This window comes from Dyella kyungheensis (assembly GCF_049913195.1).
Classification (GTDB): domain Bacteria; phylum Pseudomonadota; class Gammaproteobacteria; order Xanthomonadales; family Rhodanobacteraceae; genus Dyella; species Dyella kyungheensis.
Genome location: NZ_CP183983.1, coordinates 893,515 through 916,946 on the forward strand (window position 1 = coordinate 893,515; position 23,432 = coordinate 916,946).

The following is a 23,432-nucleotide window of genomic DNA, read 5'->3' on the forward strand; positions in this document are numbered from 1 at the left end:
GGAACGACATGACCAAGCAAGTGAACGTCGCCCTGGTGGTGGGCGCCCAGGGTGTGATTGGCCGCAACCTGATCGATCATCTGTCGGCGCTCGAGAACTGGCAGGTGATCGGCCTGTCGCGCCGCGGCGGCACCGATGCCGGCCGCGTGCGCCATGTCGCGGTCGATCTGCTCGATATCGAAGACACACGCAACAAGCTGGGCGCGCTCGGCGACGTGACGCATGTGTTCTACGCGGCCTACCAGGACCGCCCCAGCTGGGCCGAACTGGTGCCGCCGAATCTCGCCATGCTGGTGAACGTGGTCGACACGCTCGAGCCGGTCGCCAGGCAGCTGCGACACATCAGCCTGATGCAGGGCTACAAGGTCTACGGCGGTCACCTCGGACCGTTCAAGACGCCCGCGCGCGAAACCGATGCGGCCTTCATACCGCCGGAATTCATGCACGACCAGCAGCGTTTTCTGGAACAGCGCCAGCAGGGCAAGGCATGGAGCTGGTCGGCGATTCGTCCCGCGGTGGTGGGTGGGTTTGCCCTGGGCAATCCGATGAATCTCGCGCTCGCCATTGCCGTGTATGCATCGATCAGCAAGGAGCTTGGCCTGCCGCTGCGCTTCCCCGGCAAGCCGGGCGCTTACGATCATCTGGTCGAGATGACCGACGCGGGATTGCTCGCGCGCGCCACCGTGTGGGCAGCCACCGAACCGAATTGCGCCAACCAGGCGTTCAACATCACCAACGGCGACCTGTTCCGCTGGAACGAGATGTGGCCCTTCATCGCCGATTACTTCGCGCTGGACGTGGCACCGCCGCTGCCGTTGTCACTGGACACGGTGATGGCGGACAAGGAGCCGCTATGGCGCGCCATGGGCGAGCGCCATGGACTCGCGCCGCATGCGTATGCCGAGGTATCGTCCTGGCGTTTTGCCGACTTCGTGTTTTCCTGGGATTACGACATGTTCGGCGACGGCTCCAAGGCCCGTCGTTTCGGTTTCCACGAGCACGTCGAGACAAAAGCCATGTTCACGCGACTGTTTGACGACTTTCGTCGGCGCAAGATCATTCCCTGATACTTTGCATTCGCCAGGAGAGCTGCATGAAAGCCGTTGCATACCGGCAGATTTTGCCCATCACCGATCCGCAGAGCCTGCTCGACGTCGAGCTGCCCGAGCCCGTCCCGCAGGGGCGTGACTTGCTGGTGAAGGTGGAGGCCATCTCGGTCAATCCGGTGGACACCAAGGTGCGTAAGCGCACAGATCCGGCAGGTGCCGACAAGGTGCTGGGCTGGGACGCCTCGGGCACCGTGGTCGCGGTGGGAGCGGACGTCAGCTTGTTCAAGCCGGGCGATGCCGTGTACTACGCGGGCGCCATCGATCGCTCCGGCAGCAATGCGCAGATGCAACTCGTCGACGAACGCATCGTCGGGCGAAAGCCCTCCACGCTCGATTTCGCCCAGGCCGCGGCGATGCCGCTCACCACCATCACGGCGTGGGAGTTGCTGTTCGACCGGCTCAACGTGCCGCGCGGCAACGGCGGGCGACATCGCGTCATTCTGGTGATGGGCGGCGCGGGCGGCGTCGGTTCCATGGCGATCCAGCTGGCGCGCCGGCTGACCAACGCTACGGTGATCGCCACCGCTTCGCGCGAAGACACGCAGAGCTGGGTGAAGGAACTCGGTGCCCATCATGTCGTCGATCATCACGGCGATCTGCTCGCCGCGGTGAAGGCAGTGGCGCCGCAGGGCGTGGACGACGTGCTCAGCCTCACCCACACCGAGCAGCACTTTGCCAAGCTGGTGGAGCTGCTCAAGCCGCAGGGCAAACTGGCCTTGATCGACGATCCGGCCAAGCCGCTCGACATCACCCTGCTCAAGCCCAAGAGCCTCTCGTTGCACTGGGAATTGATGTACACGCGCTCGCTGTTCCACACCGACGACATGCAGGCGCAGCACCAGCTGCTCAACGAAGCGGCCGACCTGGTCGATGCGGGTGTGTTGCGCACGACGCTGCGCGAAAACCTGGGCACGATCAATGCCGCCAATCTACGTCGCGCGCATCAACAGCTCGAAAGTGCCAGCACCATCGGCAAGGTCGTGCTCAGCGGTTGGTGATCGCTTGAGCGCAATGACAAAGGGAGCGCTTGGCGCTCCCTTTGCTTATTCGCTTTTCAACAGCCGGTCGGCGAGATTGCGTGCCTGCTGACGTATCTCGGGCATGGCAGTGGATTCCCACAACGTGCCGCGAAGCAGGGTGCCGATGACGTAGAAGTGCGGCCAGGTCTGCTCGTCGTGTTTGACGCGACCTTCGGCGCTGGCCGTGATGCCCAGTCCCAGCGAGTCGGCCGTCGCATGGCCGTTGGTCGACAGCTGGCGGATCAGTGGATGATGGGTGCGGCGCACGTCCGTATTGAGGCCCACCGTCTGGATCACCAGGTCGGCATCCATCGTCTCCACGCCCTTGCCGTGCGGCCGACGGATGTCCAGGTGCAGCTTGTCGCCGGCCACGTCCACGGCCTGCAGGCGGCCGCGACGGCGATGCAGCCGATCGGCCTCCTCGAGCGCCTTCATGGCCGCCATGACTTGCGGCGGCATGCGATGGCGCACGCGTTCCCAGGCCCAGCGCGCATGACGCAGGAAGCGCGAACGTTCCGCTTCCGGCAGCAGCGCCCACAGCGACGGCGTGTGCGGACGCAGGCTGTCGACCACCGTGCGCCAGTCGGCGCTCTGTGCCACTGCTTCGCGCAGCAGGCGGATCCAGGTGCGGATATACGGCTCGTCGCGCATGGCTTCGATCAGCTCGCTGCTGTCGTCCGCGGGTGCGGAGGCATGCTGCAGATGCGGCTCTGGCAACAGGCCGTGACGCGAGATGGCTTCGAAGGTGGCGTTGGGCCACAGCGCGGAGAGTTCCAGCAATACATCCACCGCGGTGAGGCCAAGGCCGATCAGCACGACCTTGCGCGGGCGCGCATCGGGCTTGGCCTGGGCCAGGAAGCTCCATGGCTCGGTGACGTACAGGCCGCTGTCCAGCGCGGCATCGCTGACGCCACTCAGGGGCTGCGGCGGCAGCGAGCCGATGGCCAGTACGGCGGCGTCGACGCGCGCGCTGTCTTCGCCATGGATGACGTTGACGCCGTCATGCTCCGGCACGATCGCATCGACCTCGAACGGCAGCACGCGCACGTCGTGTCCGGCTGCGCGGGCACGCTCCAACGCGCGCTCCACCTGGGTCTCGAGGTAGTCGCCATAGAGGCGGCGCGGCAGGAAGTCGGTACCCGCGATGCTGTTGTCGCCGCGCTGGGCGAATTCGAGAAAGCCGTGCGGCCTGGCAGCGAACATGCTCATCGACGCCGCGCGGACGTTCAACAAATGCTTGTCGGACCGCGTGCCATACGCGACGCCGCGCGGCGAGTTACCGCCGCCGGTGTACCAGTCCAGATGCAACGGCTGCGGCAGCTGGCGTTCCAGCAGCTCGCTCAGCAGCGCTGCCGCTGCAGCGCCGCCGCCGATGATGGCGACCCGTCGATACATGCCACTCCCTCAAAAAAGCGTTTCTACGTGCGTGGCTTCAAGCGTACAGCTGGCCGGTGAGGGCGCTGCGCTGCGGGCTCGCGATCCACTGGCCGGCCTCGCCAGCTTGTTGGTATGTGAAGTACTGTGCCAGATCGCCGCCGTAGACGTGAAGCGACAGTGCCGTTTCCTGCCGGGAGAGGTTGCGGCAGCGGTGGGCGTGGCGATCGTCGGCATCGAACCAGGTGACGTCCCCGGGGCCCAGCCAGTCGCGGCCGCTCATTCGTAGGATCTTTCCGTCGGGGTCGCGATCCCACGATTCCACTTCCAACGCACCGTGCAGGGCCATCTCCAGCCCCCACAGCCCATCGTGATCGTGGATCGGCGTGGTGTGGTTGGCGGGCCACGCCAGGATCAGCACGCTGATGTCCGGCTTGCTGCGCCGGGCCACCAGCCAGCGTTCGAAACCCTTGTTGGGCGTGCGCAGGTCCGCCAGGTCGCCGGCCAGCGCCGGCTTGTTCTGATAGACCGAACGGCTCAACTCCCTCGCCATCGAGGCCAGGTCCGGGTGCTCGCCCACCCCATAGTCAAACGCAATCTCACGCAGCGCCTTGAGGTGTTGCATGTGTTTGGCCATGCGAAGTCACTCATGGAAACCGGCGCGCAGTTCAGCACGCGTATCGTTAAAGTCCTGTAACCCGAAGGCCATATTCATGCATGCGGCAGGGCATGACTTTCGCGACATGCGCGGCTTGCCGCAAAAGCGCAGCATGCTTTCCAGAAGGCCTTGAAAGTGGCATCGGGCGCCTCAAAAGCCCGATACGCAACGGTCGCCGGCAGCGACGTCGGCAGGAGAAGACATCATGTTTGCGATGAGCGTGCTGTTGATGTTGGTGCTGGGTGTATGGCTTGCGGTCGCGACGATCGGCCTGGTGTTCAAGCTCACCTTCGGCCTGATCGGCGTTCTTTTCAGCGTGGTCGGCGCCGTGCTCGGCGTGGTATTCGGCGGTATCGCCCTGTTGATCGCGGCGCCCCTGGTGGCGCTCGCCCTGCTGCCGCTGTGCCTGCCGGTGATCGTGCTGGTGGCCGTGATCTGGGCGATCGTGCGCATCGCGCGCGCGCCTGCGCCGACGACCCCCGCGAACGTCCACTGAGCCTATGGTTTGCCGTGGAAGGGCCCGGACCTGCCACTGGATGCAGGCCGGGCCTTCCTTTTGTTGCCGTCGCCTAGGCGGATCGAATCACAGCTCGTTCAAGTTGAACGTCACCGGCACACGGGCCCATGCCCGCACGGCGCGGCCGTTCACCATGGCCGGTTCGAACTTCCAGCCTTTCAGCACCTGCTCGCGGGCACTGCGATCGAGCAGCGTATAGCCGCTGCTTTGTTCGACCACGACGTCTTGCGGCATGCCGTTCTCGTCCACCAGCACTTTCAGGATCACCTGTCCCTGGAGACGCGAATGCAGCGCCTGTGGGGGATATTTCAGCGGCGTCGCGCGATAGGCGAGGGTGGCTTCCACCGGGGCGCTGGTGACGTCGACAGCGGGCGGCGCAATCGTGGGCGGAGCCACCACCGCAGGGGCAGTGCCGTCATCTGAGGTATTCACCACCGGCGGTGCCACCGGCAAGGGCTGGGCTATGGGCTGAGGATGGGGGACGGTTTTTGGTTCGACCAGTTTCTTCAGCTCGATGCGCGGCGGCGGGGGGACCTCCTTCTTCGGTGTGATCCAGCTGATCGGCGTGGTGATGATGCGCTGCGCCTGCACCGCCCATTGCGGGGCCATGGGGCGCATCAGGGCGAGCAGTGCGGCAAGGTTGAGTGCGATCGCCACGCTCATCGCGGCGATGCGGACCTGGTCCGGACGGGCATGACGGGGTACAGCCAGGCTTGCGGACGACATAAGCGACCTCCTGACGTAACGTATCGATGTGAGTTGTTGCCCGTGCACGCCGCGTGGGGACGCGGAGGGATCGTGTCGGTGCGGTTGCAGCCTAAGCCCGGAAAAAAGGCTTGCGCAAGTGGCCGTATGGAAGGCTATTCTGTGCGGAGTTTCCGGGAGCGCCCGGAAACGGGATTTTTCAGTGCGCCACCAGCATCGGCACATCGCCATGCATGAAGAGGTGGCGGGTGGTGCCGCCGAGCATCATCTGCGCCAGCCGCGAACGGCTCCAGGCTCCCATCACGATCAGATCGGCGCTCTGGGCGTGCGCCGCTTCCAGCACGGCTGGACCCGCGGCGTGGCTGGGTCCGCTGTCGAGCGTGTCGATATGGGCTTCGATGCCGTGGCGTTGCAGCCAGTCGGCCAGTCCAGGCGGCGGCAGTACCGGCAACATGTCCGCATTCATGTCACTGCCATCGAGCACGCGCACCTGGTCGGCCTTTTGCAGCAACGGCAGGGCGGCGGCGAGCGCAAGCGCGGATTCGCGGCTGCCGTTCCAGGCCACCAGGATGTTGGCGCCAAGCGATGGCACGGGCGACACGTCGGGCACGACCAGCACGGGCCGCCCACTGGCGAACACGCAACGCGATACCGAGCCGAAACCCACCGGCGCGTCGCTGCGTTTCTGGCTGCGTTCCATCACCAGCATGTCGTAGCCGGAGGCGGCCTGGCTCACCGCCTGCACGGTGTCGCCCTGGGTCACGCGCCATTGGCCGTTGAGGGCATGTGCCGCCAGCGTCTGCTGCCATTGGCCGTCATGGGTCTGCGCTTCGGCCACCCGGCGCTGCGTTTCCTCCAGCTGCACGGGCACGGCTTCGGGCAGGCTGAAAGCGGTGGCGGGAAGGTCGGCGACGTACAACGCGTCGAGTCGCGCACCCAGCCTTTGCGCCAGGGCGATGGCGGCGCGTGGTGCCGCGACGTCGAGGTCCAGATGGTCCAGATGCAACAGCAGGTCGATGGCTGACATGGCGGCTCTCCCGATTCCCGGTCCGTCTCCAGCATAGAGCCTGCCATCGCCGTTCGTGTAGCGTGCATGCGGGACAAAAAAAGCCCCGCACAGGATGGCGGGGCGGTAAGGCCGGGACATCGGGGGAGAGAGAGGGGATGCCCGGGTTTCGCATTGTTTGCTTTGCCGGCTTGCTTTGACGTACATCCCGGGTGAAAGGCACATTCACGCCGGATAGGGCGGCCGATGGCCACAATGCGTGGCTCGCCGCCACTCGGCGGCTGGGGACTTCCAGGGAGAAAAGCGATGAACGTTCGGATGTTCGCAGGAGCGTCGGTGTTGGCGTTGGCTGGCTGGATGAGCGCTGCACCCGCACAGGCCGCCGACCTCGAGTGCAAGATGACTTTCAATCTCGCCGGTTGGTCGGTGTTCTATCAGACGGCCACCGGCAACGGCACCGTTCGCTGCAACAACGGACAGAGCATGTCGGTGCACCTGCGCGTCAAGGGCGGCGGCCTGACTTTCGGCAAGAGCCAGATCACCAACGGCGTCGGCAAGTTCTCCGGTATCGGCAACATCAGCGAGATCAAGGGTCACTACGCCGATGCGGGCGTGCATGCGGGCGCCGCCAATTCGGCGGGTGCGCGCGTGATGACCAAGGGCAATGTCTCGCTCGCGCTCAGCGGCACGGGCAAGGGCTGGGACCTGGGCGTGGCGTTCGGCGCTTTCATCATCGAGTGATGGCTGTGGCGGCACGTCGCGCAGCCTTGCGTCAGTGCAGGTGAAGACCACGGGCGCCCTTGTTGAATAGCGCCCCGCGTCCTAAGGTGGCGGGGCCGTACGCTTCAGTACGTTCCGTTTGAGGAATGCCCCATGTCTGCCACCTCCGGCACGGTTCTTCCGCGCTATGCCTTCGGCGACGAACTCGCCGCCAGCGTCATCCACGGCATCGGCATCCTGCTGAGCATTGCCGGCCTGGCCACGTTGGTGGCGTTTGCAGCGCGCTACGGCGACACCCGATCCGTCGTGGCCAGCGCCGTATTCGGCAGCACGCTGATCCTTTGCTACACGGCCTCGACGCTCTATCACTCCATTCCCGGCGTGCTGGCCAAGCGCGTGCTGCGCACGCTCGATCACATCGCGATCTTCCTGCTGATCGCCGGCACCTATACGCCGTTCACCCTGATCGCCTTGCCGGGTGCGTGGGGCTGGAGCCTGTTCGGCACCGTGTGGGGCCTGGCCTTGATGGGCAGCCTGCTCGAACTGGGTGTGCTGAAGAAGTACCGCAAGCTGGCGGTGCTGATGTACATCGGCATGGGCTGGGTGGGCGTGATTGCCTTCAAGCCCTTGCTCGCCCATCTGCAGACGGGCGGCATGGTGCTGCTGCTGGCAGGTGGCGTGGCCTATACGCTGGGCGTGCCGTTCTACCTGTGGCGCAAGCTGCCTTATCACCACTCGGTGTGGCACTTCTTCGTGCTGGCCGGCAGCGTGTTGCACTACCTCGCGGTGCTGCTCTACGTGTTGCCCGACGGGCCGGTGTGAACGCGGACGTCCAGGCTCTTCTTAAGGAACTCGAAGACGCCGCCACGCATCTGGGGCGTCCGCACGATCTGCGAAGCAAGTCGATGTTCGGCGGGTTGATGGTGTGGTTCGGGGAAAAGCCGTGCGCGTGGCTGTCGGTCCAGGGACTCGCGTTGCGCCTGTCCGCCGAGGACCAGCTCACGTTGCTGGCGCTCGAAGGTGCCGCCCGTTTTCGTCATCGACCGGATGAGCCACCCAGCCGCGAGTACATCCTCGTGCCAGCCGGCTTGCGTCGGGATACCGCACGATTTGCCGCATGGTTGGAACTCAGCGGCCGCGCACCGGCGCCGCCAAAGAAAAGGCCGCGCCCGAAAGCGCGGCCTCGTTGAGTCGACCGGACAGAATGTCCTGGCCGGTTACTTCTTCTTCTGCGACGGAATGAACTGCGTGCGCACCGCTTCGGCGAGCTGCTCGGGCGGCAACAGGCCCTGGCCGATCACGAAGTCGTTGAAGGCCTGGCGGTTGAAGTCCTTGCCCAGCGCAAGCTCGGTGTTCAGGCGCGTCTGCTGCAGGCGCATGTAGCCGTAGAAATACGCAGTGGCCTGGCCCGGGCTGTTGAAGGTGTAACGGTCCAGTTCCTGCTGCGTCATCGCTTCGGACAGGCCCACGTCGTAGCGCAGCACGTCATGTGCACGCTCCTTGCTGATCAGGCCGAGGTTGAGCATCGGATCGAGATACGCACGCGCCGCGCGCTGCAGGCGGGCCTGCAAGGCCACGAACTGGCCCGACGGCGGCTCGTACGGCAGCATCTCCGACTCGGCATACAGCGCCCAGCCTTCCACGTTCACGCTGTTGAAGGCGAACAGGCTGCGTGCCAGCGAGACGCCGCGTTCCACCATCGCCGCGAACTGCAGCTCATGGCCCGGGCGGCCTTCGTGCGCGGTAAGCGTCCACGCGGCGGCCTTATAGGTGAAGTCGTCATACGAATCGGACTTGCCGCCGCTGGGGTTGCCCATGGTCAGCACGAAGGTGCCCTGTTCGCCGTGGTTGTTGATGAACGGCGGTGGGTCCATGTGCGGTGCCGGCACCGCCGCGGTTTCCGCTTCCGAGGCAAGGCGCATCTGCATCTTGCGCTGGGGCAGGGTGATGATGTGCTCGCGGCGGATGGTGTCTTCGATCTTGCCGATGATCTGGTGGTACCACGGCACCACGTCGTCCTTGCCCAGCTGCTGCGTCTTCAGTGCCTTCAGCACGTCGCGGTAATCGGTGGCCTGGATGCCTTCTTCCTTCGCCACCACCGGCGCCATCATCTGCATCATCGAACGCAGCTCGGTGAACTCGAACTGCGCTTCCTTGATCAGCTGTTCCGGCGGGATGTCGATGCCGACCTGCTTGAGGTTGTACGCATACAGCGGTTCCGGCAGGCGGAAATCCTGGCGTGCACGCGGCACGATGGTGCTGCGCACCCAGCCGTCGTAATCCTTGAGCTGGCTGTCCAGCGCATCGAGCGCGGCCTTGCCCTCGGCGTTGTCCAGCTTGTACTTGGCGAACAGCTGGCGGATGCCCTCGGCATAACGCGCCGTGTTGCTGAGCTTCTGCTCCACTTCGTTCTTGTACGGGCCGATCAGGTCTTTCTCGCCGATGCGCGCATTGGTCTGCGCCTTGGCCAGCTCGATCATCGGCGTGCAGCCCGGCGCCTTGCCCACGTAGCATTCCAGGCGCTTGACCGCGGAGGCACGGCGATTGGCGGCCACGTCGTCCTTCAGCAGCACGAATTCGCCCTGGAAGATCAACTGGCCCACGTCCTGGTACGGCAGCATGTACTTGTGGTTGAGATCGATGCCTTCGATCTGCTGATCGACGGCCTTGATCATGATCTGCAGATCCTGGCGGACGTTCTCGTCCTTCTCGCTGGCCAGCATCTTCTCGAGTTTGCCCTTCGCATCGACGAAGGCAGCGCGCGAACGGGCATCGACATCCGGCTTGAGGTCGGCGACCTTGTCGTCGAAACCGGGGACGCCGACCTGCGAGGCGAACTCCGGGTTGAACTTCGCCATCACGTCGAGCAGCACCTTGGCGTCGGTGTTGCTGCGTTCGATCCAGGTGGGCGACTTGGGCTCCGCTTGGGCGGAACCGACGGCGGCCAGCGAAACCGCCAGTGCCAAGGCAAGACGTTTGGACATGTGGACTTCCCTGAAGATGGAGTACCACGAGCCTATAGGGCGACGCCGGGGCCGCGCCATGTGCCGAAGGTCGCGCTGGCCGAACGGCCAGGCCCTTAGCCAAACAGCATGGCGAACGCGAACAGGCCGAGCATCACGAAGGAAATCACCAGCTTCACGAAGGTGCCGAACAGCAGCCCCAGCCACGTCGCCACGCCCACATGGGCCGAGCGCAGCACGCTGGTACCCGAGGCCAGCTCCCCCACCAGGGCGCCCACGAACGGGCCGGCGATCAGCCCGGCCAGGCCCAGGAACATGCCCACCACCGTGCCGATGCCGGCGCCCCAGATCGCCGCCCGGCTGGCCCCCACCCGCTTGGCGCCCAGCGCCGCCGCCGCGAAGTCCAGCGCCACGCCGATGGCACCCAGCACGCCGATGACCACCAGCCACCAGGTCCCCAGGTGCCGGTAATGGTCCACCGCTGCGGCCAGCCAGATGCCGCCGAAGATCATCGGGATGCCCGGCAAGGCAGGCAGGATGTTGCCAGCGAGGCCGCCGATCATCAGCAGCGCGGCCAGTACGTAAAGCGCGATCTCCAGCATGAACGCCTCCGTGTGCGACGACCCAGCATATCGGTACTGCAACGTCGGTTGGGCGACAATGCCATCGGTGCCGGCAATGTCTACGAATCTGTGGATACCTCACGCGACACACTGCTGAAGTGCGACGAACTCGGTCGCGTCGAAAAGACCGAGCGACATGGCGTCTGCGTGATCCGCCGCGACGTTGATGCCGCGCGCTGGTGGGCGCGCGCTTTCGCACGCCGCGCGGCGGCCCGTGAAGCACGTGCACTGGCCAAGCTCGACGGCTTGGACGGCGTGCCGGCCTTGCTGGGCTGGGATGGGCACGAACTGCTGCGCGGCTACATTGCCGGGGCACCGATGCAGCAGGCACGCCCGTGCGATCGGGCGTACTACCGCGAGGCCTTGCGCCTGCTGGCGCGAGTGCATCGCCGCGGCATCGTGCACAACGACCTGGCCAAAGAGCCGAACTGGCTGGTCGATGTGGATGGACGCCCCGCACTGGTCGATTTCCAGATCGCCTGGACGCGCGGCAAACGCGGCGCATTGTTCCGAGCGCTGGCGCGCGAAGACCTGCGTCACCTGCTCAAGCACAAGCGTACGTATTGCGCGGATGCCTTGAGCGCACGCCAGCGCGCGATCCTGGCGACGCCTGCGCCGCATGCAGTGCTGTGGCGTGCCACGGGCAAGCGGCTCTACAAACTGGTGGCGCGCCGCGTGTTCGGTTATTGGGACAACGAAGGGCAGGGGCGCAAGCGCGATTGATCTCTCCCGGTGACCGCTTCTTTGTGGGAGCGCACTTGTGCGCGACAACCTGACGGAGCGAATACATCCAAGCGCCGCGGTCGCGCACAAGTGCGCTCCCACAAGGTGGCGCTAAGCCCCGAACCGCTCCAGCAAAAACTCGATCATGCTGCGCAGCTTCGCCGTCGGCCGACGATCCTGCGCATACAGCAGATGCATCGGCGTCGACGGCGGCGCCCATTCCGGCAGTACCGCCATCAACCGTCCTTCGGCCAGATCATCGGCCAGCAATACTTCCGGCTGCAGCACGATGCCCGCGCCATGCAGGGCCGCCACGCGCAGCGCATCGCCGTGATCGACCGACAGGCGACCTTGCACCGGCACGTCGCATTGCGCGCCATCGGGGCCGAGCAGACGCCACTGGTCGCGACGACGCCAATTGGTGAGACCCAGGCAAACGTGGTTGCTCAGCTCCTCGGGGCGCGACGGATGGCCGTGCTTGGCGAGGTACGGCGGCGAGGCCGCCAGCAGCATGCGATACGGCTGCAGCGGGCGCGCGACCAGTTGCGGATCGTCGACGGCGCCGATGCGGATGCCGAGCTCGAAGCCTTCGCTGACCAGGTCGTAGACGCGGTTGTCGAGCGACAGCTCGACGCTGACATCGGGATAGCGCTGCAGGTATTCGGTGATCGCCGGCGTCAGTCGCCGGCTGCCGAAACTCATCGGCGCGGTGATGCGCAATCGGCCGCGCGGCGTCGCCTGCAGTTCGTGCGCGCTGCGCTCGGCCAGTTCCACATCGGCGAGCACCAGCTTGCAGCGCTCGTAATAGAGCCGTCCCACTTCGGTGAGCTGTTGCCGACGCGTGGTCCGATGGAGCAGGCGCGCGCCCAGTCGCTGTTCGATCGCGCGGATGTGCTTGCCGGCCATGGTCGGCGACACGCCGCTGGCTTCGGCCGCGGCCGCAAAGCTCCCGGTATCCACCACACGTACGAACATCGCCATGTTCGCCAAGGTATCCATGATTAGAAACCCATGGTTCGGAATGGGTGGCATGATGGCACGTTTATTGGTGGTCGCGCAGGACCGACACTTCAGGACATGGCGACCCATCCCGGGGCGCACCCATCGAGGTTTCCCATGCGAATTCTGCTTATCGGCGCCAGCGGCACCGTCGGACAGGCGGTAGCCGGGGCGCTGGCGCCCCATCACGAACTCATCCGCGCCGGGCGCCAGTCGGGCGATGTGCGGGTCGATCTCACCGACATGGCCAGCGTCGAACGCATGTACGCGGAGGTGGGCGAGCTCGATGCCGTGGTCACCGCTGCCGGCAGCGTGCATTTCGGCGAACTGGTCAACACCACGCCGACGCAGTTCCTGTCCGGCCTGCAGGACAAGCTGATGGGCCAGGTGAATGCCGTGATCGCGGGCATTCCGCGCCTGCGCGATGGCGGCTCGTTCACCCTCACCAGCGGCATCACCGCCGACGAACCGATCAGGCTGGGCACCAATGCCACCACGGTGAACGCAGCCATCGAGGGTTTCGTGCGCTCAGCCGCCACCGAGTTGCCGCGCGGACTGCGCATCAACGCGGTAAGTGCGACCTTGCTGACCGAGGCGCTAGAAGCCTATGGCCCGTATTTCCCGGGTTTTCCCGCAGTGCCGGGCGTCCGCGTGGGGCAGGTGTATCGACGCTGCGTGGAAGGCGTGGGCACCGGGCGCGTCTACAAGATCTGGGAATAATCACCCCGCGATACCACTGTGGGAGCGCACCCTGTGCGCGACAGGCGCTGGGTCGTACCTCGACGCAAGGCTTGTCGCGCACAGGGTGCGCTCCCACAAAATGCTTAAAAAATGGGGCGGATTTACTTCTCGACGAACGCCCGCTCGATCACATAATCGCCCGGCTCACGCGTCCTCGGCGACACCGCGAACCCACGCGCATCCAGCAACGCACAGGTGTCTTCCAGCATCGACGGACTGCCGCACAGCATCACCCGGTCGGTGGCCGGATCGAGCGGCGGCAGGCCGATGGCCTGGCTCATCGCGCCATCGACGATGTTGTCGGTGATGCGGCCCTGGTTGCGGAACGTCTCGCGCGTCACCGTGGGGTAGTAGATCAACTTCTCGCGCACCAGCTCGCCGAGATATTCGTGCTGCGGCAGCTCGTTCTCGAGATAGTCCTGGTAGGCCAGGTCGTTGACGTTGCGCACGCCGTGCGCGATCACGATCTTCTCGTAGCGTTCGTAGGTTTCCGGGTCGCGCGCCAGGCTCATGAACGGTGCCAGCCCCGTGCCCGTGCCCAGCAGATACAAATGCTTGCCGGGCTTGAGATCGTTGAGCACCAGCGTGCCGGTGGGCTTGCGGCTGACGATCAACGGATCGCCGGGCTTGAGGTGTTGCAGGCGCGAAGTCAGCGGGCCGTTGGGCACCTTGATGCTGAAGAACTCCAGGTGTTCCTCGTAGTTCGCGCTGGCGATCGAATACGCACGCATCAGCGGCCGGCCGTCCACTTCCAGGCCGATCATCACGAACTGTCCGCTGTCGAAGCGGAAGCCGGGATCGCGCGTGGTGCGGAAGCTGAAGAGACTGTCGTTCCAGTGGTGCACGTCGATCACGTGCTCCGTCGCCAATGCCACCATTGCCGGTTACCGTCCTGCCAAATCCAAGGAAGCTGCGGGCAGAGCACCGACCATCTCGGTACCGGACTCGTGTGGGGAAGGCGGAACCCGCTGCGCCTGACGAGTGCTGCCGTAGCCGCAGCGAAGCCGCCATTATGCCATGGCTGTCCAATCCGGCAGGCGGCTGGGCGTCGCGAGGTGCGGTCCGTTGCGGCATCATGCCGCAAGCAATCAAGCGGGGCGTGGGGACGCTCCGTACACCATTGAGAGGACGTGCATGACGCAGGATCTGGAACATCCGCCGCATCACCTGGGGAGGCGGCACCTGGAACGCTTGGTGATGCTTTCCGATGGCGTGTTCGCCATCGCCATCACCCTGTCGGCCCTGGAAATCAAGCCCGACACCGGCGAGGGCGTGTCGCTGTGGCAGGCCTGGTCGCTGTCGTTGCTGGTCTATTTCATGAGCTTCGTGTTGATCGGCGCAATCTGGCTGGTGCACCGGCGCATCGTGTCCTGGCTCAACCATATCGACACTGCAGGCACCGTGATCAACATGGTCCTGCTCAGCCTGGTGGCCTTGGTGCCGGTGGTCATCCGCTACGCCTTGACGCATCCGCAGCGGGACGATGGCTTCCTCGCGTATTCGCTGCTTTTCGTCTTGCTGTATCTGACCCTGGCCGTGCTGCTGGCCTATCTGACCCACGGGGTGAAAATGGCCGTGCACGCGCCGCCGAGCGAAGCGCAGCAATTGCTGGCGAAGCTCGGTTTCGCCGTGCTCGTCTTTTCCGCCGCGGCCTTGTACCTGCAAGGTTGGATCGTGGCCGCCATCGTCTGCGCGCTGGCCGCCGTGCCGTTGCGATGGGTGGCCTGGCGCCGCGAGTCAAAGGCCGCGGAGGCCCGCTGAGGAAGCCGCTCGGCGCGCAAAGAAAAAACCCTCTCCAGTAGCGGTCATGGAGAGGGTTCTGCAAGGGCGTCCCGAGTCGTCCATCGGACGCTTCACGGCAAAGTGCGGGACGTATTTGCCAGTGGTGTTACATGTCGCAGCCGAACGAGGCGTAGGTCTGCTTGGCAGCATCGCTGGCCTGCTTGCACTGGGCGGCCAACGCATCCTTGCCACCCGGCTGCGCCATCGCGGCCTTCCACTGCTCGGTCGAGGTCTTCATGGCCTGGTCGAACATGGCGCGCTGGGCTTCGGGGACCTTGGCGGCCAGGCAGGCCTTGACCTTGCTGATGTAGTCGTCGCACTCGGCAATGCCGATCTTGCCGTCGCCGGCATCAGCCGTTGCCGCAGGGGCTGCCTGCTCAGCAGCGGCCGGCGCCGCGGTCGAGGCCGGGGCGGGCGTTGCGGCAGGCTGGTCGGCGGCCGGGGCGCTGTTGCTGCCGGTCTTGTCGCACGCGGCCAGTGCGATCATCAGCAATGCCGGCAGCAGGGTTTTCTTCAAATCCATGGGTGAAATCATCCTGGTCAATGGTTCCCGGCATGGTGCGGATTTTTGACCAAGGGTTCTGTAGGCTCCGAAGGGCTGCGTCTGTAAGGGCTTCGTGCCTCCCCTCGTCGGCCTGGGCGAGCCGGTACAATGGCGCCATGTCAACCTCGATTGCCCCGAAGCCGCCGCTGCACCCGCACGACTGGCGCCTCACCGTTGCCCCGATGATGGACTGGACGGACCGGCACTGCCGCTACTTCCATCGCCTGCTCTCGCCGCATGCGCGCCTGTACACCGAAATGGTGACCAGCGCCGCGCTCGTCCGCGGCAAGCAGCTGCGCCTGCTCGAACACAGCCAGCAGGAGCACCCGGTGGCCCTGCAGCTGGGCGGCAGCGAGCCGGCCGAGCTGGCCATCGCCGCCCGCTACGGCGCCGAGGCGGGCTACGACGAGATCAACCTCAACGTGGGCTGTCCTTCCGACCGCGTGCAGTCCGGCCGCTTCGGTGCCTGCCTGATGCGCGAGCCGGCCCTGGTGGGCGATTGCGTGAAGGCCATGCGCGATGCGGTGGACGTGCCGGTCACCGTGAAATGCCGCATCGGCGTGGACGATCAGGACGACTACGCCGACCTGCAGCACTTCACCGAAACCATGCTCGGCGCGGGCGTCCAGGTGCTGGTGGTGCACGCCCGCAAGGCCTGGCTGCAAGGGCTCAGCCCCAAGGAAAACCGTGAGATCCCGCCGCTCGACTACGAGCGCGTGTATCGGCTCAAGCGCGAATTCCCCGGATTGGTGGTGGTGATCAACGGCGGCATCACCAGCGTGGAGCAGGTGCAGGCGCACCTGGCCCAGGTCGATGGGGTGATGCTGGGGCGCGCCGCCTATCACGACCCCTACGTCCTGGCCCGGGTCGAGGCCGCGCTGTACGGTGAGCCGATGCCGGAGCGTGAAGACGTCCTTCTCCGCATGCGCCCCTACATCGAGGCCGAACTGGCCCGAGGGACCGCGCTCAAGCACATCAGCCGGCACCTGCTGGGGCTTTACCAGGGCGAGCCGGGAGCCCGCGGCTTCCGCCGCCGGCTGAGCGAGGGTGCCCATCTGCCGGGCGCCGATTGGTCACTTATTGAGCAGGCCGTCGCGCAACCCCGGATTGCCGCGTGACCGTTCAGGTTCGTCCGGCCTATATTCAGCCGCGATTCCATAGTCTGAACGCCAATGGATACCGCCTCCCCGCCGAGCCCCCGGGCTTGATCAAGCAAATGAAAACCATCCTGCGTCCTGCGGCATGGCTGCTGGCACTGACGACTGGGGCCAGCGCCTTGGCTGCCCAGTCCAGCGAGCCGTCGCTGTCGCTGGAGCAGGCCGTGACCCAGGTCCAGCACGAGACCGGCGGCAAAGTGTTGTCCGCCAGTACCGTGCGGCGGGGCCGCAGTTCCTTCGAACATCGCGTGAAAGTGCTTACGCCAACCGGGCACGTACGCGTGGTGACCGTAACCACGGAGGCCAGCAAGGCGCCGGCTTCCAGTGATTCGACCAAGAACCCGTCCAGTGACGGTGGAAGCAACAAGGAGAAACACTGATGCGCATTCTTTTGGTTGAGGACGAGGCTCCCCTGCGCGAGACCCTCGCCGCCCGCCTGAAGCGCGATGGTTTTGCCGTCGATGCGGCCCAGGACGGTGAAGAGGGCATGTATCTCGGACGCGAAGTGCCCTTCGATCTGGCCATCATCGACCTTGGCCTGCCCAAGATGTCGGGCATGGACCTGATCAAGTCGCTGCGTGAAGCCGGCCAGCGCTACCCCATCCTGATCCTCACCGCCCGCGGCGGCTGGCAGGACAAGGTGGAGGGCCTCAAGCACGGTGCCGACGACTACCTGGTCAAGCCCTTCCACGTGGAAGAACTGCTAGCGCGCATCAACGCGCTGGTGCGCCGCGCCAGCGGCTGGTCCAAGCCGATCCTGGCCTGTGGCCCGATCAAGCTGGATACCACCGCGCAGACGGTGACGGTGGAAGGCAAGCTGGTCGACCTGACCAGCTACGAATACAAGGTGCTCGAATACCTGATGCTGCATGCCGGTGAGCTGGTCTCCAAGGCCGACCTCACCGAGCACATCTACCAGCAGGATTTCGATCGCGATTCCAACGTGCTTGAGGTCTTCATCGGCCGCCTGCGCAGGAAGCTGGACCCGGAAGGCAACCTCAAGCCCATCGAGACGGTACGTGGACGCGGATACCGCTTTGCCATCCCTCGCAGCGAAGCCGAAGACGAATGATCCGCCGCCGCCGCGCCGCCCGTTGTCACTGGCGGCGCGCGCGGCTCTGGCGACTGGCTTCGTGCTGGCCGCGTTCCTGGGCGTGGTGGGTCTCACGCTTACGCGCACCAATGCCGACAGTTCGCTGAAGGGACTGCAGGACCGCCTGCAGAATTTCGTCGTGGCCTACCTTGCGGGCACCGAAGTCGGTCGCTCCGGCAAGGTGCTGCTGCCCGATACACCGCCCGATCCGAGCTTTTCGCGCCCGGGCTCGGGGCTGTATGCCGTGGCCATCGGCGACGGCGGCTACAAATGGGAATCGCCCTCGGCGATCGGCCGCGATTTCGGTTTCCTGCGTCCGCTCGCGCCGGGCGAGGGCGAGTTCGTCGGCCCGGTCGATACGCGCATGGGCCGCCTGTACTACTACATCTACGGCGTCGCGCTCGATACCTCCGAAAAGAAATCGGTGCACCTCACTTTCATGGTGGCGCAGACCGAGGATCAGCTCGAAGGGCGCAACGCCGTCTTCCGGCGCAGCCTGGTGTTCTGGCTCGCCTCGCTGGGCGTGATGCTGATCCTGCTGCAGATGCTGCTGCTGCGCTGGAGCCTCACGCCGCTGCGCAAGGTCGCCAACGAAATGTCGCGCGTGGAGCGCGGCGAGCGCGAACATCTCGGCGATCAGTATCCGCTGGAACTGACCGGTCTTACCGAACGCATCAATGCCTTCATCGACAGCGAGCGCGAGCAGCGCGTGCGCACGCGCAACACGTTGGCCGATCTCGCGCACAGCCTGAAGACGCCGCTGGCGGTCATACGCTCGAGCCTGGAAAGCGCGATTGCCGAATCGGCGCTGCGCGATCCGGTGCTCGAACAGGTGCGCAAGATGGACGAACTGGTGGCCTACCAGCTCGCGCGCGCGGCCACCTCGGGTCGGCAGACGTTTGCAACGACGGCCATTCCCATTGCCAGTCACGCGGAAGACCTGGTGCAGAGCCTGGAGAAGGTCTACGCCGCCAAGAACGTGTTGTGCGAATTCGACATCGACGACAACGCCTCGTTCTACGGCGAGCAGGGCGACCTGCTGGAACTGATGGGCAACCTGTTGGAGAACGCGTTCAAATGGGCGCGCCATCGCGTGCTGCTGGTGGTGAAGATGCGTCCGGTGGCGGGGCGGCAGCGTCCCGGTCTGTGGTTGAGCGTGGAGGACGATGGTCCGGGCGTCGACGACGACAAGATCGAGACGGTATTGCAGCGTGGCGTGCGCGGCGATGAGCGTGTGCAGGGGCACGGGATCGGGCTGTCGATCGTGCAGGACATCATCCGCGCTTATGGTGGAGAGTTGTTGGTGGATCGGTCGCCGGAGTTCAACGGGGCGCGGTTTAGCGTGAAGTTTCCGCCGGTTTGATTTAGCTCGTCATCCCCGCCTAGGCCCCATTCGCTCGTCATTCCGGCGTAGGCCGGAATCCAGTTTCGTCAGTGTCCAGTTGTTGCGTTGCCGCCAGGGTGCCACCTACGCGGCGGGTGTTTCGATCGGCTGCCGCCGACGCAAAGCTAGTCCCCTTTTTGGGACGTTCGAGTCACTTTTCTTTTGCTGGCCCAAAAGATCCCACGGGACTAGCTTCGCGTCGAAAGTAACCCAAAGAAAATGGCCTCAAGAGCTCACACTGACTGCGGTATACGAGCCTGAAGGATTCGGAGCCCGGATCGTCACGATCTCCCTAATCCACGGTATGGCTATATCGCGAGTGAGGCGGTGCTCAAGACTTAAAGCTGGGCTCGCTTTGCCTTTCGCGGTGCACAGCACTTCTCCCTCTCCCCTCCGGGGAGAGGGTTGGGGTGAGGGGCCAATCTAGCGATATGTGTGTTTGTTCGCGGGTTTGCCTGGTGCGTTCAACGCATCAGGCCGGCGCAGACGAAGGCCCATAAAACGCCTCGAGCAACTCCGCCACGCTCGCATCGGCGCGACGCAACACCGAAGGCTGCGACCAATGCAGTTCGCTCGTCACGGCGAAGAATTCATCGGGGCTCTCCGCGCCGTACGGATCGATCAGCGTGTCGCGGCCGCGTGCCACATCGTTCGAGAGCAGGTCGAAGGCGCGTTGGAAGGCTACGATCCATTGCCGACGGGGAATGCTTGGCGGCAGCAGCGGTACGCCGTCGGGTGGGCCGTCGAGCATGTCGAGCTTGTGCGCGATCTCGTGCACGACGACGTTGTAGCCGTCCCAAGGATGGGTGAGGTCGAGTTGCACGTCGGCGAGCGACAACACCAGCGGACCGTGTTCCCACGCTTCGCCGATCAATACGTCATCGGTTTCGGTGACCACGCCGCTGCGGTCGTCATGGTGGCTGCGCTTGACCCGGAATTCGCCCGGATACACCAGGATGTCGCGCCAACCACGCAAGCTGCGCGGACCTTGCCGCAGCACCGGCAGGCAGGCCTGCATGGCGATCAAGGTGCAGGCGGCATCGGTCAGTTCCGCATCGGCCAATGCGTGGAAGCGCTTGCGCGCCAGGAACACGCCAACCAGGCGGCGCAGTTCGTTCTGGCGGGCGAGATCGAGCCGCTGGGCCAGCGGACAGCCATCCAGCGCCTTGCGCCAGGGCTCTTCAGCAAGCAGGGGAGGGGTCACATAGGCGCGCAGGCGGCGCCACCACACAGCCGACACGAGTTGCCGTCGTTACTGGATCGAGCCCGGCAACAACGACTGCCAGCCGATACGGTTCTGGCGGCTGCGCGGCACGCGGGCCGGAGTCGTGGGCGGGCTGTTGTCACTGGAGGAAGAAGAGGCCGGGCTCGGTGCACTGTTGGCTTCGCGCGACAGACCCAGGGCATCGCCCCCGCTGCCGCCCGCGCCGTCATGGCTACCGGAGCTGCTATCGACCGAGCGCTGCATGGCGGCACCGAGATCCTGGCCGTCCGCGTCCATGGCCGATGCAGCACCGATGCTGCCGACGCATAGAACACAGCCAATCAAGAACTTCCCGACGCCCATGGCGGCTCAACCCCTTGATCCGCAATCCAAGAACTCGATGCTGGCAGAAAAATCCAGGCGATACCAGTGCCAGCAAACCGTTCGCGCAAGGCCCGCGAGTCCCAGAAGTCATGGGGATTGGCTGGCCCTGCACCGGTCGATGCGCCGCCCTGGCAGGCTAGAATCGATGAATGTCACGTCTATTGGCCATCTCCCTTTTTTCCCATGGGCGCTGCACGGCCTGCCGATCCGCCGGAGGCGCGGCGTAATGCAGGCGCAGGAGCTGCTGGTGGCGCTGGCGAGTGGCGGCATGGTGTCGGGTGCCCAGCTGGCCGAGCGCGCGGGTGTCACCCGCGCGGCCATCTGGAAGCAGGTCGAGGCACTGCGGGCGCGCGGAGTGCCGGTGCAGTCGCGCGGCACCGCGGGCTATTGCCTGCCCTGGCCGGTGCAACTGCTGGATGTCGCCACCCTGCGCGCGGCACTGCCCGCCGGCGTGCGCAAGCGGCTGGGTACGCTGGAACTGCATTGGGAGATCGACTCGACCTCCACTGAGATCCAGCGCCGCCAGTCCGATCTTGCCGATCTCAGCATGGTGCTGGCGGAGACGCAGACCGCCGGGCGCGGCCGTCGCGGCCGACTGTGGCTGTCGCCGCCGGGTCTCAACGTTTACCTGTCGTGCCTCAAGCGCTTCGACGCGGGCTTTGCCGCGCTGTCCGGATTGTCGCTGGCCGTGGGCGTGATCGTGATGCGCACGCTGACCGCGCTGGGCATCCAGGGCGCCGGGCTCAAGTGGCCGAACGACGTGCTGAGCGACGGCGGCAAGCTCGCCGGCATCCTAGTCGAACTGGGTGGCGAATATCAGGGACCCTGCGCGGCGATCATCGGCGTGGGTCTGAATGTGCGTCTCACGGCAGCACTGCATGAGCAGGCCGGCCAGCCGGTCAACGATCTGGCCACGCTTGCCGGCAAGGCGCCCGACCGCAACCGCGTGGCCGCCGCCCTGATCGCCGCCTTGGCGGATGGCCTGGATCAGTTCGAACGCGAGGGCTTCGCGGCCTTCGTCGACGAATATGCGAACTACGACCTGCTGCGCGGCAAGCCGCTGCGCGTGCAGGGAGCGCTCGGCACGCTGGAAGGCATCGGTGCCGGCGTCGATGCGCGCGGCGCCTTGCTGGTGCAGGCGCAGGACGGCATGCATCGCATCGACAGCGCCGACGTGACGGTGCGGCGCGCATGAGGCTCTTGCTCGATCTCGGCAATACGCGCCTGAAATGGGCGCTGCGCGAGGGCGCGCAGTGGCACGAGCAGGGCGCGGTTGGCTGGAACGACGAGGTCGTGCTGGCACTGCACGAAGCGTGGCGACACCTGCCGATACCGCGCGACGTCTTCGGCGCCTCGGTGGTGGACAGCGAACGCGAAGCGCAGATCGCCGCGGTGGTGTCGACCTGCTTCGACCGATCGACCACCTGGTTGCGCACGCCCGCCGAAGCCTGCGGTGTGCGCAACGCCTACCCCGAGCCGGGTCGCCTCGGCGTGGACCGTTTCCTCGGCATGGTGGCGGCACGCGCCGAAGGTTGGGCACCGTGCGTGCTGGCCGGCGTCGGCACCGCGCTCACGCTCGATGCGCTCGATGCCGAGGGACGACATCTGGGGGGCTTGATCGCACCCGGGCCGCAGCTGATGCAGCAGTCGTTGCTGGGTGCCACGGTGCGCGTGCTGGTCGACCGGCCGGGCACCGTGCTGGAAGCCGCGGACAACACGCCGGATGCCGTCGCCTCGGGCTGCTGGCAGGCGGCCGCGGCCCTGGTCGAGCGTTTCGTAGCGCACATGTCCGGGCCGTTGGGCGGTGCACCGCAGCTGATTCTCGGCGGCGGCGACGCGGCCTCGCTGGCGCCGCTGATTGCCCATCCGTCGCGGCTCAGCCAGGACAGCGTGCTGCGCGGATTGTCGGTGTGGTCCGACGCACATACACCTGTCGAACAAGCTCTCTAGAATGTCGGCTCTTTCGCCGTCGATGGCCTGATGGATCGCCGATGTTCCTGCGCCTGCTCTTTGTCCTGCTGATCGCGCTCAATATTGCGGTAGGCGCGTGGCTGCTGCTTGGCCAGGACGACGTGCACGGCCGCGCCGCCACCGATGCCGGTGTGCCCGAGCTGCACCTGTTGAGCGAGCGCCCGCCTGCGCCGTCCAGCGCGCCGCCGCCGCCGGCAAGCACCCTGGCCGCGGCGACGCCGTCGGCCCCAGCCTCCAGCGCACCCCCGGTAGCCCCGCCGCCCGCACCGGCGACGCCAGCGCCGCCGCCGCGACCGAACACTTACACCTGCATGGCGCTGGGCCCGTTCGCCACGCAAACCGATATGCGCAACGCACGTGCCGCGCTCAGCAGCCAGGCCGCACGCATGCGCCAGCGGCAGGAACAGACCACCCAGACCACCGGCTGGTGGGTCTATCTGCCGGGTGGCGGAAGCCGCGACAAGGCGCTGGAGCTGGGCCGCCGCCTTGCCGCAGCCAACGTGGGCGAATACTTCATCGTCAGCTCGGGCGACCAGTCCAATACCGTCTCGCTGGGCTTGTTCAAAGATCCCGCCAACGCCCGTCGCCGCCGCGAGCAGGTGGTCGCCGCGGGCTTCCCCGCACAGATGAGCGAGCGCAGCGAAAGCGTGGCCGAGTACTGGCTGGACGTGGTCATTGCCGACAACGGCCACGCCGACTGGCGCAACCGCGTACGCGGCGTCGGTTCCCACAGCACCGGGTGCTTCTAAGGCTTTG

The 23,432-nt window shown here is 65.8% G+C and carries 27 protein-coding genes; 16 read left to right on the forward strand and 11 right to left on the reverse strand.

From position 1 onward, the window contains the following. Positions 1-8 precede the first annotated feature (8 nt). Positions 9-1,067, forward strand: coding sequence for an SDR family oxidoreductase (locus ACN9MB_RS03765; RefSeq protein ID WP_426270827.1), 1,059 nt, complete (start codon positions 9-11; stop codon positions 1,065-1,067). 26 nt (positions 1,068-1,093) lie between these two features. Further along, on the forward strand, positions 1,094-2,107 hold the full coding sequence (locus ACN9MB_RS03770; RefSeq protein ID WP_204636033.1) for a zinc-binding alcohol dehydrogenase family protein: 1,014 nt from the start codon (positions 1,094-1,096) through the stop codon (positions 2,105-2,107). Positions 2,108-2,152: 45 nt separating this feature from the next. Here ACN9MB_RS03770 and ACN9MB_RS03775 read toward each other — a convergent pair whose 3' ends face one another. Both ACN9MB_RS03775 and ACN9MB_RS03780 read right to left on the reverse strand, forming a co-directional pair. Beyond that, positions 2,153-3,523, reverse strand: a complete 1,371-nt coding sequence (locus tag ACN9MB_RS03775; protein ID WP_426270828.1) for an FAD/NAD(P)-binding protein — start codon at positions 3,521-3,523, stop codon at positions 2,153-2,155. A 37-nt stretch (positions 3,524-3,560) separates the two neighbouring features. After that, the gene (locus tag ACN9MB_RS03780; protein ID WP_204636035.1) at positions 3,561-4,139 is read right to left on the reverse strand and encodes a cysteine dioxygenase; all 579 of its coding nucleotides are present in this window, start codon (positions 4,137-4,139) and stop codon (positions 3,561-3,563) included. A gap of 226 nt (positions 4,140-4,365) precedes the next feature. Here ACN9MB_RS03780 and ACN9MB_RS03785 point away from each other — a divergent pair, with 226 nt between their 5' ends. Beyond that, positions 4,366-4,656, forward strand: coding sequence for a hypothetical protein (locus tag ACN9MB_RS03785; RefSeq protein ID WP_426270829.1), 291 nt, complete (start codon positions 4,366-4,368; stop codon positions 4,654-4,656). Between the two features lie 87 nt (positions 4,657-4,743). Here ACN9MB_RS03785 and ACN9MB_RS03790 read toward each other — a convergent pair whose 3' ends face one another. Both ACN9MB_RS03790 and ACN9MB_RS03795 read right to left on the reverse strand, forming a co-directional pair. Beyond that, a complete protein-coding gene (locus tag ACN9MB_RS03790) occupies positions 4,744-5,403 on the reverse strand; it encodes an energy transducer TonB (protein ID WP_426270830.1) in 660 nt (219 codons plus the stop codon). Positions 5,404-5,581: 178 nt separating this feature from the next. Then, positions 5,582-6,409, reverse strand: coding sequence for a universal stress protein (locus ACN9MB_RS03795; protein ID WP_426270831.1), 828 nt, complete (start codon positions 6,407-6,409; stop codon positions 5,582-5,584). A 285-nt stretch (positions 6,410-6,694) separates the two neighbouring features. On the opposite strand from ACN9MB_RS03795, the gene ACN9MB_RS03800 reads away from it, so the two are divergent. From ACN9MB_RS03800 to ACN9MB_RS03810, 3 genes are all read left to right on the forward strand, one after another. Beyond that, positions 6,695-7,129, forward strand: coding sequence for a hypothetical protein (locus ACN9MB_RS03800; protein ID WP_426270832.1), 435 nt, complete (start codon positions 6,695-6,697; stop codon positions 7,127-7,129). A 132-nt stretch (positions 7,130-7,261) separates the two neighbouring features. Then, positions 7,262-7,930 carry a PAQR family membrane homeostasis protein TrhA gene (trhA, locus tag ACN9MB_RS03805; RefSeq protein ID WP_204636040.1) on the forward strand — a complete coding sequence of 223 codons (669 nt, stop codon included), beginning with the start codon at positions 7,262-7,264 and terminating at the stop codon, positions 7,928-7,930. After that, a complete protein-coding gene (locus ACN9MB_RS03810) occupies positions 7,927-8,298 on the forward strand; it encodes a TfoX/Sxy family protein (RefSeq protein WP_426270833.1) in 372 nt (123 codons plus the stop codon). Before trhA ends, ACN9MB_RS03810 begins: the two co-directional genes overlap by 4 nt. A gap of 27 nt (positions 8,299-8,325) precedes the next feature. On the opposite strand, the gene ACN9MB_RS03815 is transcribed toward ACN9MB_RS03810, so the two are convergent. Together ACN9MB_RS03815 and ACN9MB_RS03820 are read right to left on the reverse strand one after the other, a co-directional pair. Continuing rightward, positions 8,326-10,092 (reverse strand): DUF885 domain-containing protein, encoded by a 1,767-nt coding sequence (locus tag ACN9MB_RS03815; RefSeq protein ID WP_204636042.1) that lies wholly within the window; start codon positions 10,090-10,092, stop codon positions 8,326-8,328. A 95-nt stretch (positions 10,093-10,187) separates the two neighbouring features. Beyond that, positions 10,188-10,670 carry a DUF456 domain-containing protein gene (locus tag ACN9MB_RS03820; protein ID WP_204636199.1) on the reverse strand — a complete coding sequence of 161 codons (483 nt, stop codon included), beginning with the start codon at positions 10,668-10,670 and terminating at the stop codon, positions 10,188-10,190. A 93-nt stretch (positions 10,671-10,763) separates the two neighbouring features. On the opposite strand from ACN9MB_RS03820, the gene ACN9MB_RS03825 reads away from it, so the two are divergent. Beyond that, positions 10,764-11,417 (forward strand): serine/threonine protein kinase, encoded by a 654-nt coding sequence (locus ACN9MB_RS03825; protein WP_426271882.1) that lies wholly within the window; start codon positions 10,764-10,766, stop codon positions 11,415-11,417. A 111-nt stretch (positions 11,418-11,528) separates the two neighbouring features. On the opposite strand, the gene ACN9MB_RS03830 is transcribed toward ACN9MB_RS03825, so the two are convergent. Further along, positions 11,529-12,416 carry a LysR family transcriptional regulator gene (locus ACN9MB_RS03830; protein WP_426270834.1) on the reverse strand — a complete coding sequence of 296 codons (888 nt, stop codon included), beginning with the start codon at positions 12,414-12,416 and terminating at the stop codon, positions 11,529-11,531. Positions 12,417-12,533: 117 nt separating this feature from the next. Between ACN9MB_RS03830 and ACN9MB_RS03835 the strand changes: the two genes are divergently transcribed. Continuing rightward, the gene (locus ACN9MB_RS03835; protein WP_426270835.1) at positions 12,534-13,136 is read left to right on the forward strand and encodes a short chain dehydrogenase; all 603 of its coding nucleotides are present in this window, start codon (positions 12,534-12,536) and stop codon (positions 13,134-13,136) included. A gap of 122 nt (positions 13,137-13,258) precedes the next feature. Here the strand turns inward: ACN9MB_RS03835 and ACN9MB_RS03840 are convergent, their stop codons facing one another. Next, a complete protein-coding gene (locus ACN9MB_RS03840; RefSeq protein ID WP_426270836.1) occupies positions 13,259-14,035 on the reverse strand; it encodes a ferredoxin--NADP reductase in 777 nt (258 codons plus the stop codon). A gap of 256 nt (positions 14,036-14,291) precedes the next feature. Between ACN9MB_RS03840 and ACN9MB_RS03845 the strand changes: the two genes are divergently transcribed. Then, positions 14,292-14,918 (forward strand): TMEM175 family protein, encoded by a 627-nt coding sequence (locus ACN9MB_RS03845; protein ID WP_426270837.1) that lies wholly within the window; start codon positions 14,292-14,294, stop codon positions 14,916-14,918. Positions 14,919-15,045: 127 nt separating this feature from the next. On the opposite strand, the gene ACN9MB_RS03850 is transcribed toward ACN9MB_RS03845, so the two are convergent. Further along, entirely contained in the window at positions 15,046-15,462 is a 417-nt protein-coding gene (locus ACN9MB_RS03850; RefSeq protein ID WP_426270838.1) for a hypothetical protein, read from the reverse strand. A gap of 203 nt (positions 15,463-15,665) precedes the next feature. Between ACN9MB_RS03850 and dusA the strand changes: the two genes are divergently transcribed. Genes dusA through ACN9MB_RS03870 form a run of 4 tightly spaced genes read left to right on the forward strand, consistent with a single transcriptional unit; the run spans position 15,666 to position 19,096 of the window. After that, positions 15,666-16,601, forward strand: coding sequence for a tRNA dihydrouridine(20/20a) synthase DusA (dusA, locus tag ACN9MB_RS03855; protein WP_426271883.1), 936 nt, complete (start codon positions 15,666-15,668; stop codon positions 16,599-16,601). Then, on the forward strand, positions 16,598-17,020 hold the full coding sequence (locus ACN9MB_RS03860; RefSeq protein ID WP_426270839.1) for a PepSY domain-containing protein: 423 nt from the start codon (positions 16,598-16,600) through the stop codon (positions 17,018-17,020). Before dusA ends, ACN9MB_RS03860 begins: the two co-directional genes overlap by 4 nt. Then, complete coding sequence (locus ACN9MB_RS03865) at positions 17,020-17,712, forward strand: response regulator transcription factor (protein ID WP_204636050.1); 693 nt, start codon at positions 17,020-17,022, stop codon at positions 17,710-17,712. Before ACN9MB_RS03860 ends, ACN9MB_RS03865 begins: the two co-directional genes overlap by 1 nt. Then, positions 17,678-19,096 (forward strand): ATP-binding protein, encoded by a 1,419-nt coding sequence (locus ACN9MB_RS03870; RefSeq protein WP_239535655.1) that lies wholly within the window; start codon positions 17,678-17,680, stop codon positions 19,094-19,096. Before ACN9MB_RS03865 ends, ACN9MB_RS03870 begins: the two co-directional genes overlap by 35 nt. A 493-nt stretch (positions 19,097-19,589) precedes the next feature. Here ACN9MB_RS03870 and ACN9MB_RS03875 read toward each other — a convergent pair whose 3' ends face one another. Together ACN9MB_RS03875 and ACN9MB_RS03880 are read right to left on the reverse strand one after the other, a co-directional pair. Continuing rightward, positions 19,590-20,357, reverse strand: coding sequence for a zinc-dependent peptidase (locus ACN9MB_RS03875; RefSeq protein ID WP_204636052.1), 768 nt, complete (start codon positions 20,355-20,357; stop codon positions 19,590-19,592). A gap of 12 nt (positions 20,358-20,369) precedes the next feature. Next, complete coding sequence (locus ACN9MB_RS03880) at positions 20,370-20,666, reverse strand: hypothetical protein (RefSeq protein ID WP_239535657.1); 297 nt, start codon at positions 20,664-20,666, stop codon at positions 20,370-20,372. A 265-nt stretch (positions 20,667-20,931) separates the two neighbouring features. On the opposite strand from ACN9MB_RS03880, the gene ACN9MB_RS03885 reads away from it, so the two are divergent. The 3 genes from ACN9MB_RS03885 to ACN9MB_RS03895 are packed head-to-tail and all read left to right on the forward strand — an operon-like array spanning position 20,932 to position 23,425. Further along, positions 20,932-21,900, forward strand: coding sequence for a biotin--[acetyl-CoA-carboxylase] ligase (locus ACN9MB_RS03885; protein WP_426271884.1), 969 nt, complete (start codon positions 20,932-20,934; stop codon positions 21,898-21,900). Next, positions 21,897-22,655 carry a type III pantothenate kinase gene (locus ACN9MB_RS03890; RefSeq protein WP_204636054.1) on the forward strand — a complete coding sequence of 253 codons (759 nt, stop codon included), beginning with the start codon at positions 21,897-21,899 and terminating at the stop codon, positions 22,653-22,655. Before ACN9MB_RS03885 ends, ACN9MB_RS03890 begins: the two co-directional genes overlap by 4 nt. Before the next feature lie 41 nt (positions 22,656-22,696). Further along, a complete protein-coding gene (locus ACN9MB_RS03895) occupies positions 22,697-23,425 on the forward strand; it encodes an SPOR domain-containing protein (RefSeq protein WP_426270840.1) in 729 nt (242 codons plus the stop codon). Positions 23,426-23,432 lie beyond the last annotated feature (7 nt).

Excerpts from the sequence above, each read along its gene's own strand:
- ACN9MB_RS03845 (WP_426270837.1), top strand. The coding sequence starts at position 14,292 with ATGACGCAGGATCTGGAACATCCGCCGCATCACCTGGGGAGGCGGCAC.
- ACN9MB_RS03795 (WP_426270831.1), bottom strand. The coding sequence starts at position 6,409 with ATGTCAGCCATCGACCTGCTGTTGCATCTGGACCATCTGGACCTCGAC.
- ACN9MB_RS03890 (WP_204636054.1), top strand. The coding sequence starts at position 21,897 with ATGAGGCTCTTGCTCGATCTCGGCAATACGCGCCTGAAATGGGCGCTG.
- ACN9MB_RS03800 (WP_426270832.1), top strand. The coding sequence starts at position 6,695 with ATGAACGTTCGGATGTTCGCAGGAGCGTCGGTGTTGGCGTTGGCTGGC.
- ACN9MB_RS03835 (WP_426270835.1), top strand. The coding sequence starts at position 12,534 with ATGCGAATTCTGCTTATCGGCGCCAGCGGCACCGTCGGACAGGCGGTA.
- trhA (WP_204636040.1), top strand. The coding sequence starts at position 7,262 with ATGTCTGCCACCTCCGGCACGGTTCTTCCGCGCTATGCCTTCGGCGAC.
- ACN9MB_RS03770 (WP_204636033.1), top strand. The coding sequence starts at position 1,094 with ATGAAAGCCGTTGCATACCGGCAGATTTTGCCCATCACCGATCCGCAG.
- ACN9MB_RS03895 (WP_426270840.1), top strand. The coding sequence starts at position 22,697 with ATGTTCCTGCGCCTGCTCTTTGTCCTGCTGATCGCGCTCAATATTGCG.
- ACN9MB_RS03830 (WP_426270834.1), bottom strand. The coding sequence starts at position 12,416 with ATGGATACCTTGGCGAACATGGCGATGTTCGTACGTGTGGTGGATACC.
- ACN9MB_RS03885 (WP_426271884.1), top strand. The coding sequence starts at position 20,932 with ATGCAGGCGCAGGAGCTGCTGGTGGCGCTGGCGAGTGGCGGCATGGTG.
- ACN9MB_RS03815 (WP_204636042.1), bottom strand. The coding sequence starts at position 10,092 with ATGTCCAAACGTCTTGCCTTGGCACTGGCGGTTTCGCTGGCCGCCGTC.
- ACN9MB_RS03790 (WP_426270830.1), bottom strand. The coding sequence starts at position 5,403 with ATGTCGTCCGCAAGCCTGGCTGTACCCCGTCATGCCCGTCCGGACCAG.
- ACN9MB_RS03865 (WP_204636050.1), top strand. The coding sequence starts at position 17,020 with ATGCGCATTCTTTTGGTTGAGGACGAGGCTCCCCTGCGCGAGACCCTC.
- ACN9MB_RS03775 (WP_426270828.1), bottom strand. The coding sequence starts at position 3,523 with ATGTATCGACGGGTCGCCATCATCGGCGGCGGCGCTGCAGCGGCAGCG.
- ACN9MB_RS03850 (WP_426270838.1), bottom strand. The coding sequence starts at position 15,462 with ATGGATTTGAAGAAAACCCTGCTGCCGGCATTGCTGATGATCGCACTG.
- ACN9MB_RS03780 (WP_204636035.1), bottom strand. The coding sequence starts at position 4,139 with ATGGCCAAACACATGCAACACCTCAAGGCGCTGCGTGAGATTGCGTTT.
- ACN9MB_RS03765 (WP_426270827.1), top strand. The coding sequence starts at position 9 with ATGACCAAGCAAGTGAACGTCGCCCTGGTGGTGGGCGCCCAGGGTGTG.
- ACN9MB_RS03840 (WP_426270836.1), bottom strand. The coding sequence starts at position 14,035 with ATGGTGGCATTGGCGACGGAGCACGTGATCGACGTGCACCACTGGAAC.
- dusA (WP_426271883.1), top strand. The coding sequence starts at position 15,666 with ATGATGGACTGGACGGACCGGCACTGCCGCTACTTCCATCGCCTGCTC.
- ACN9MB_RS03785 (WP_426270829.1), top strand. The coding sequence starts at position 4,366 with ATGTTTGCGATGAGCGTGCTGTTGATGTTGGTGCTGGGTGTATGGCTT.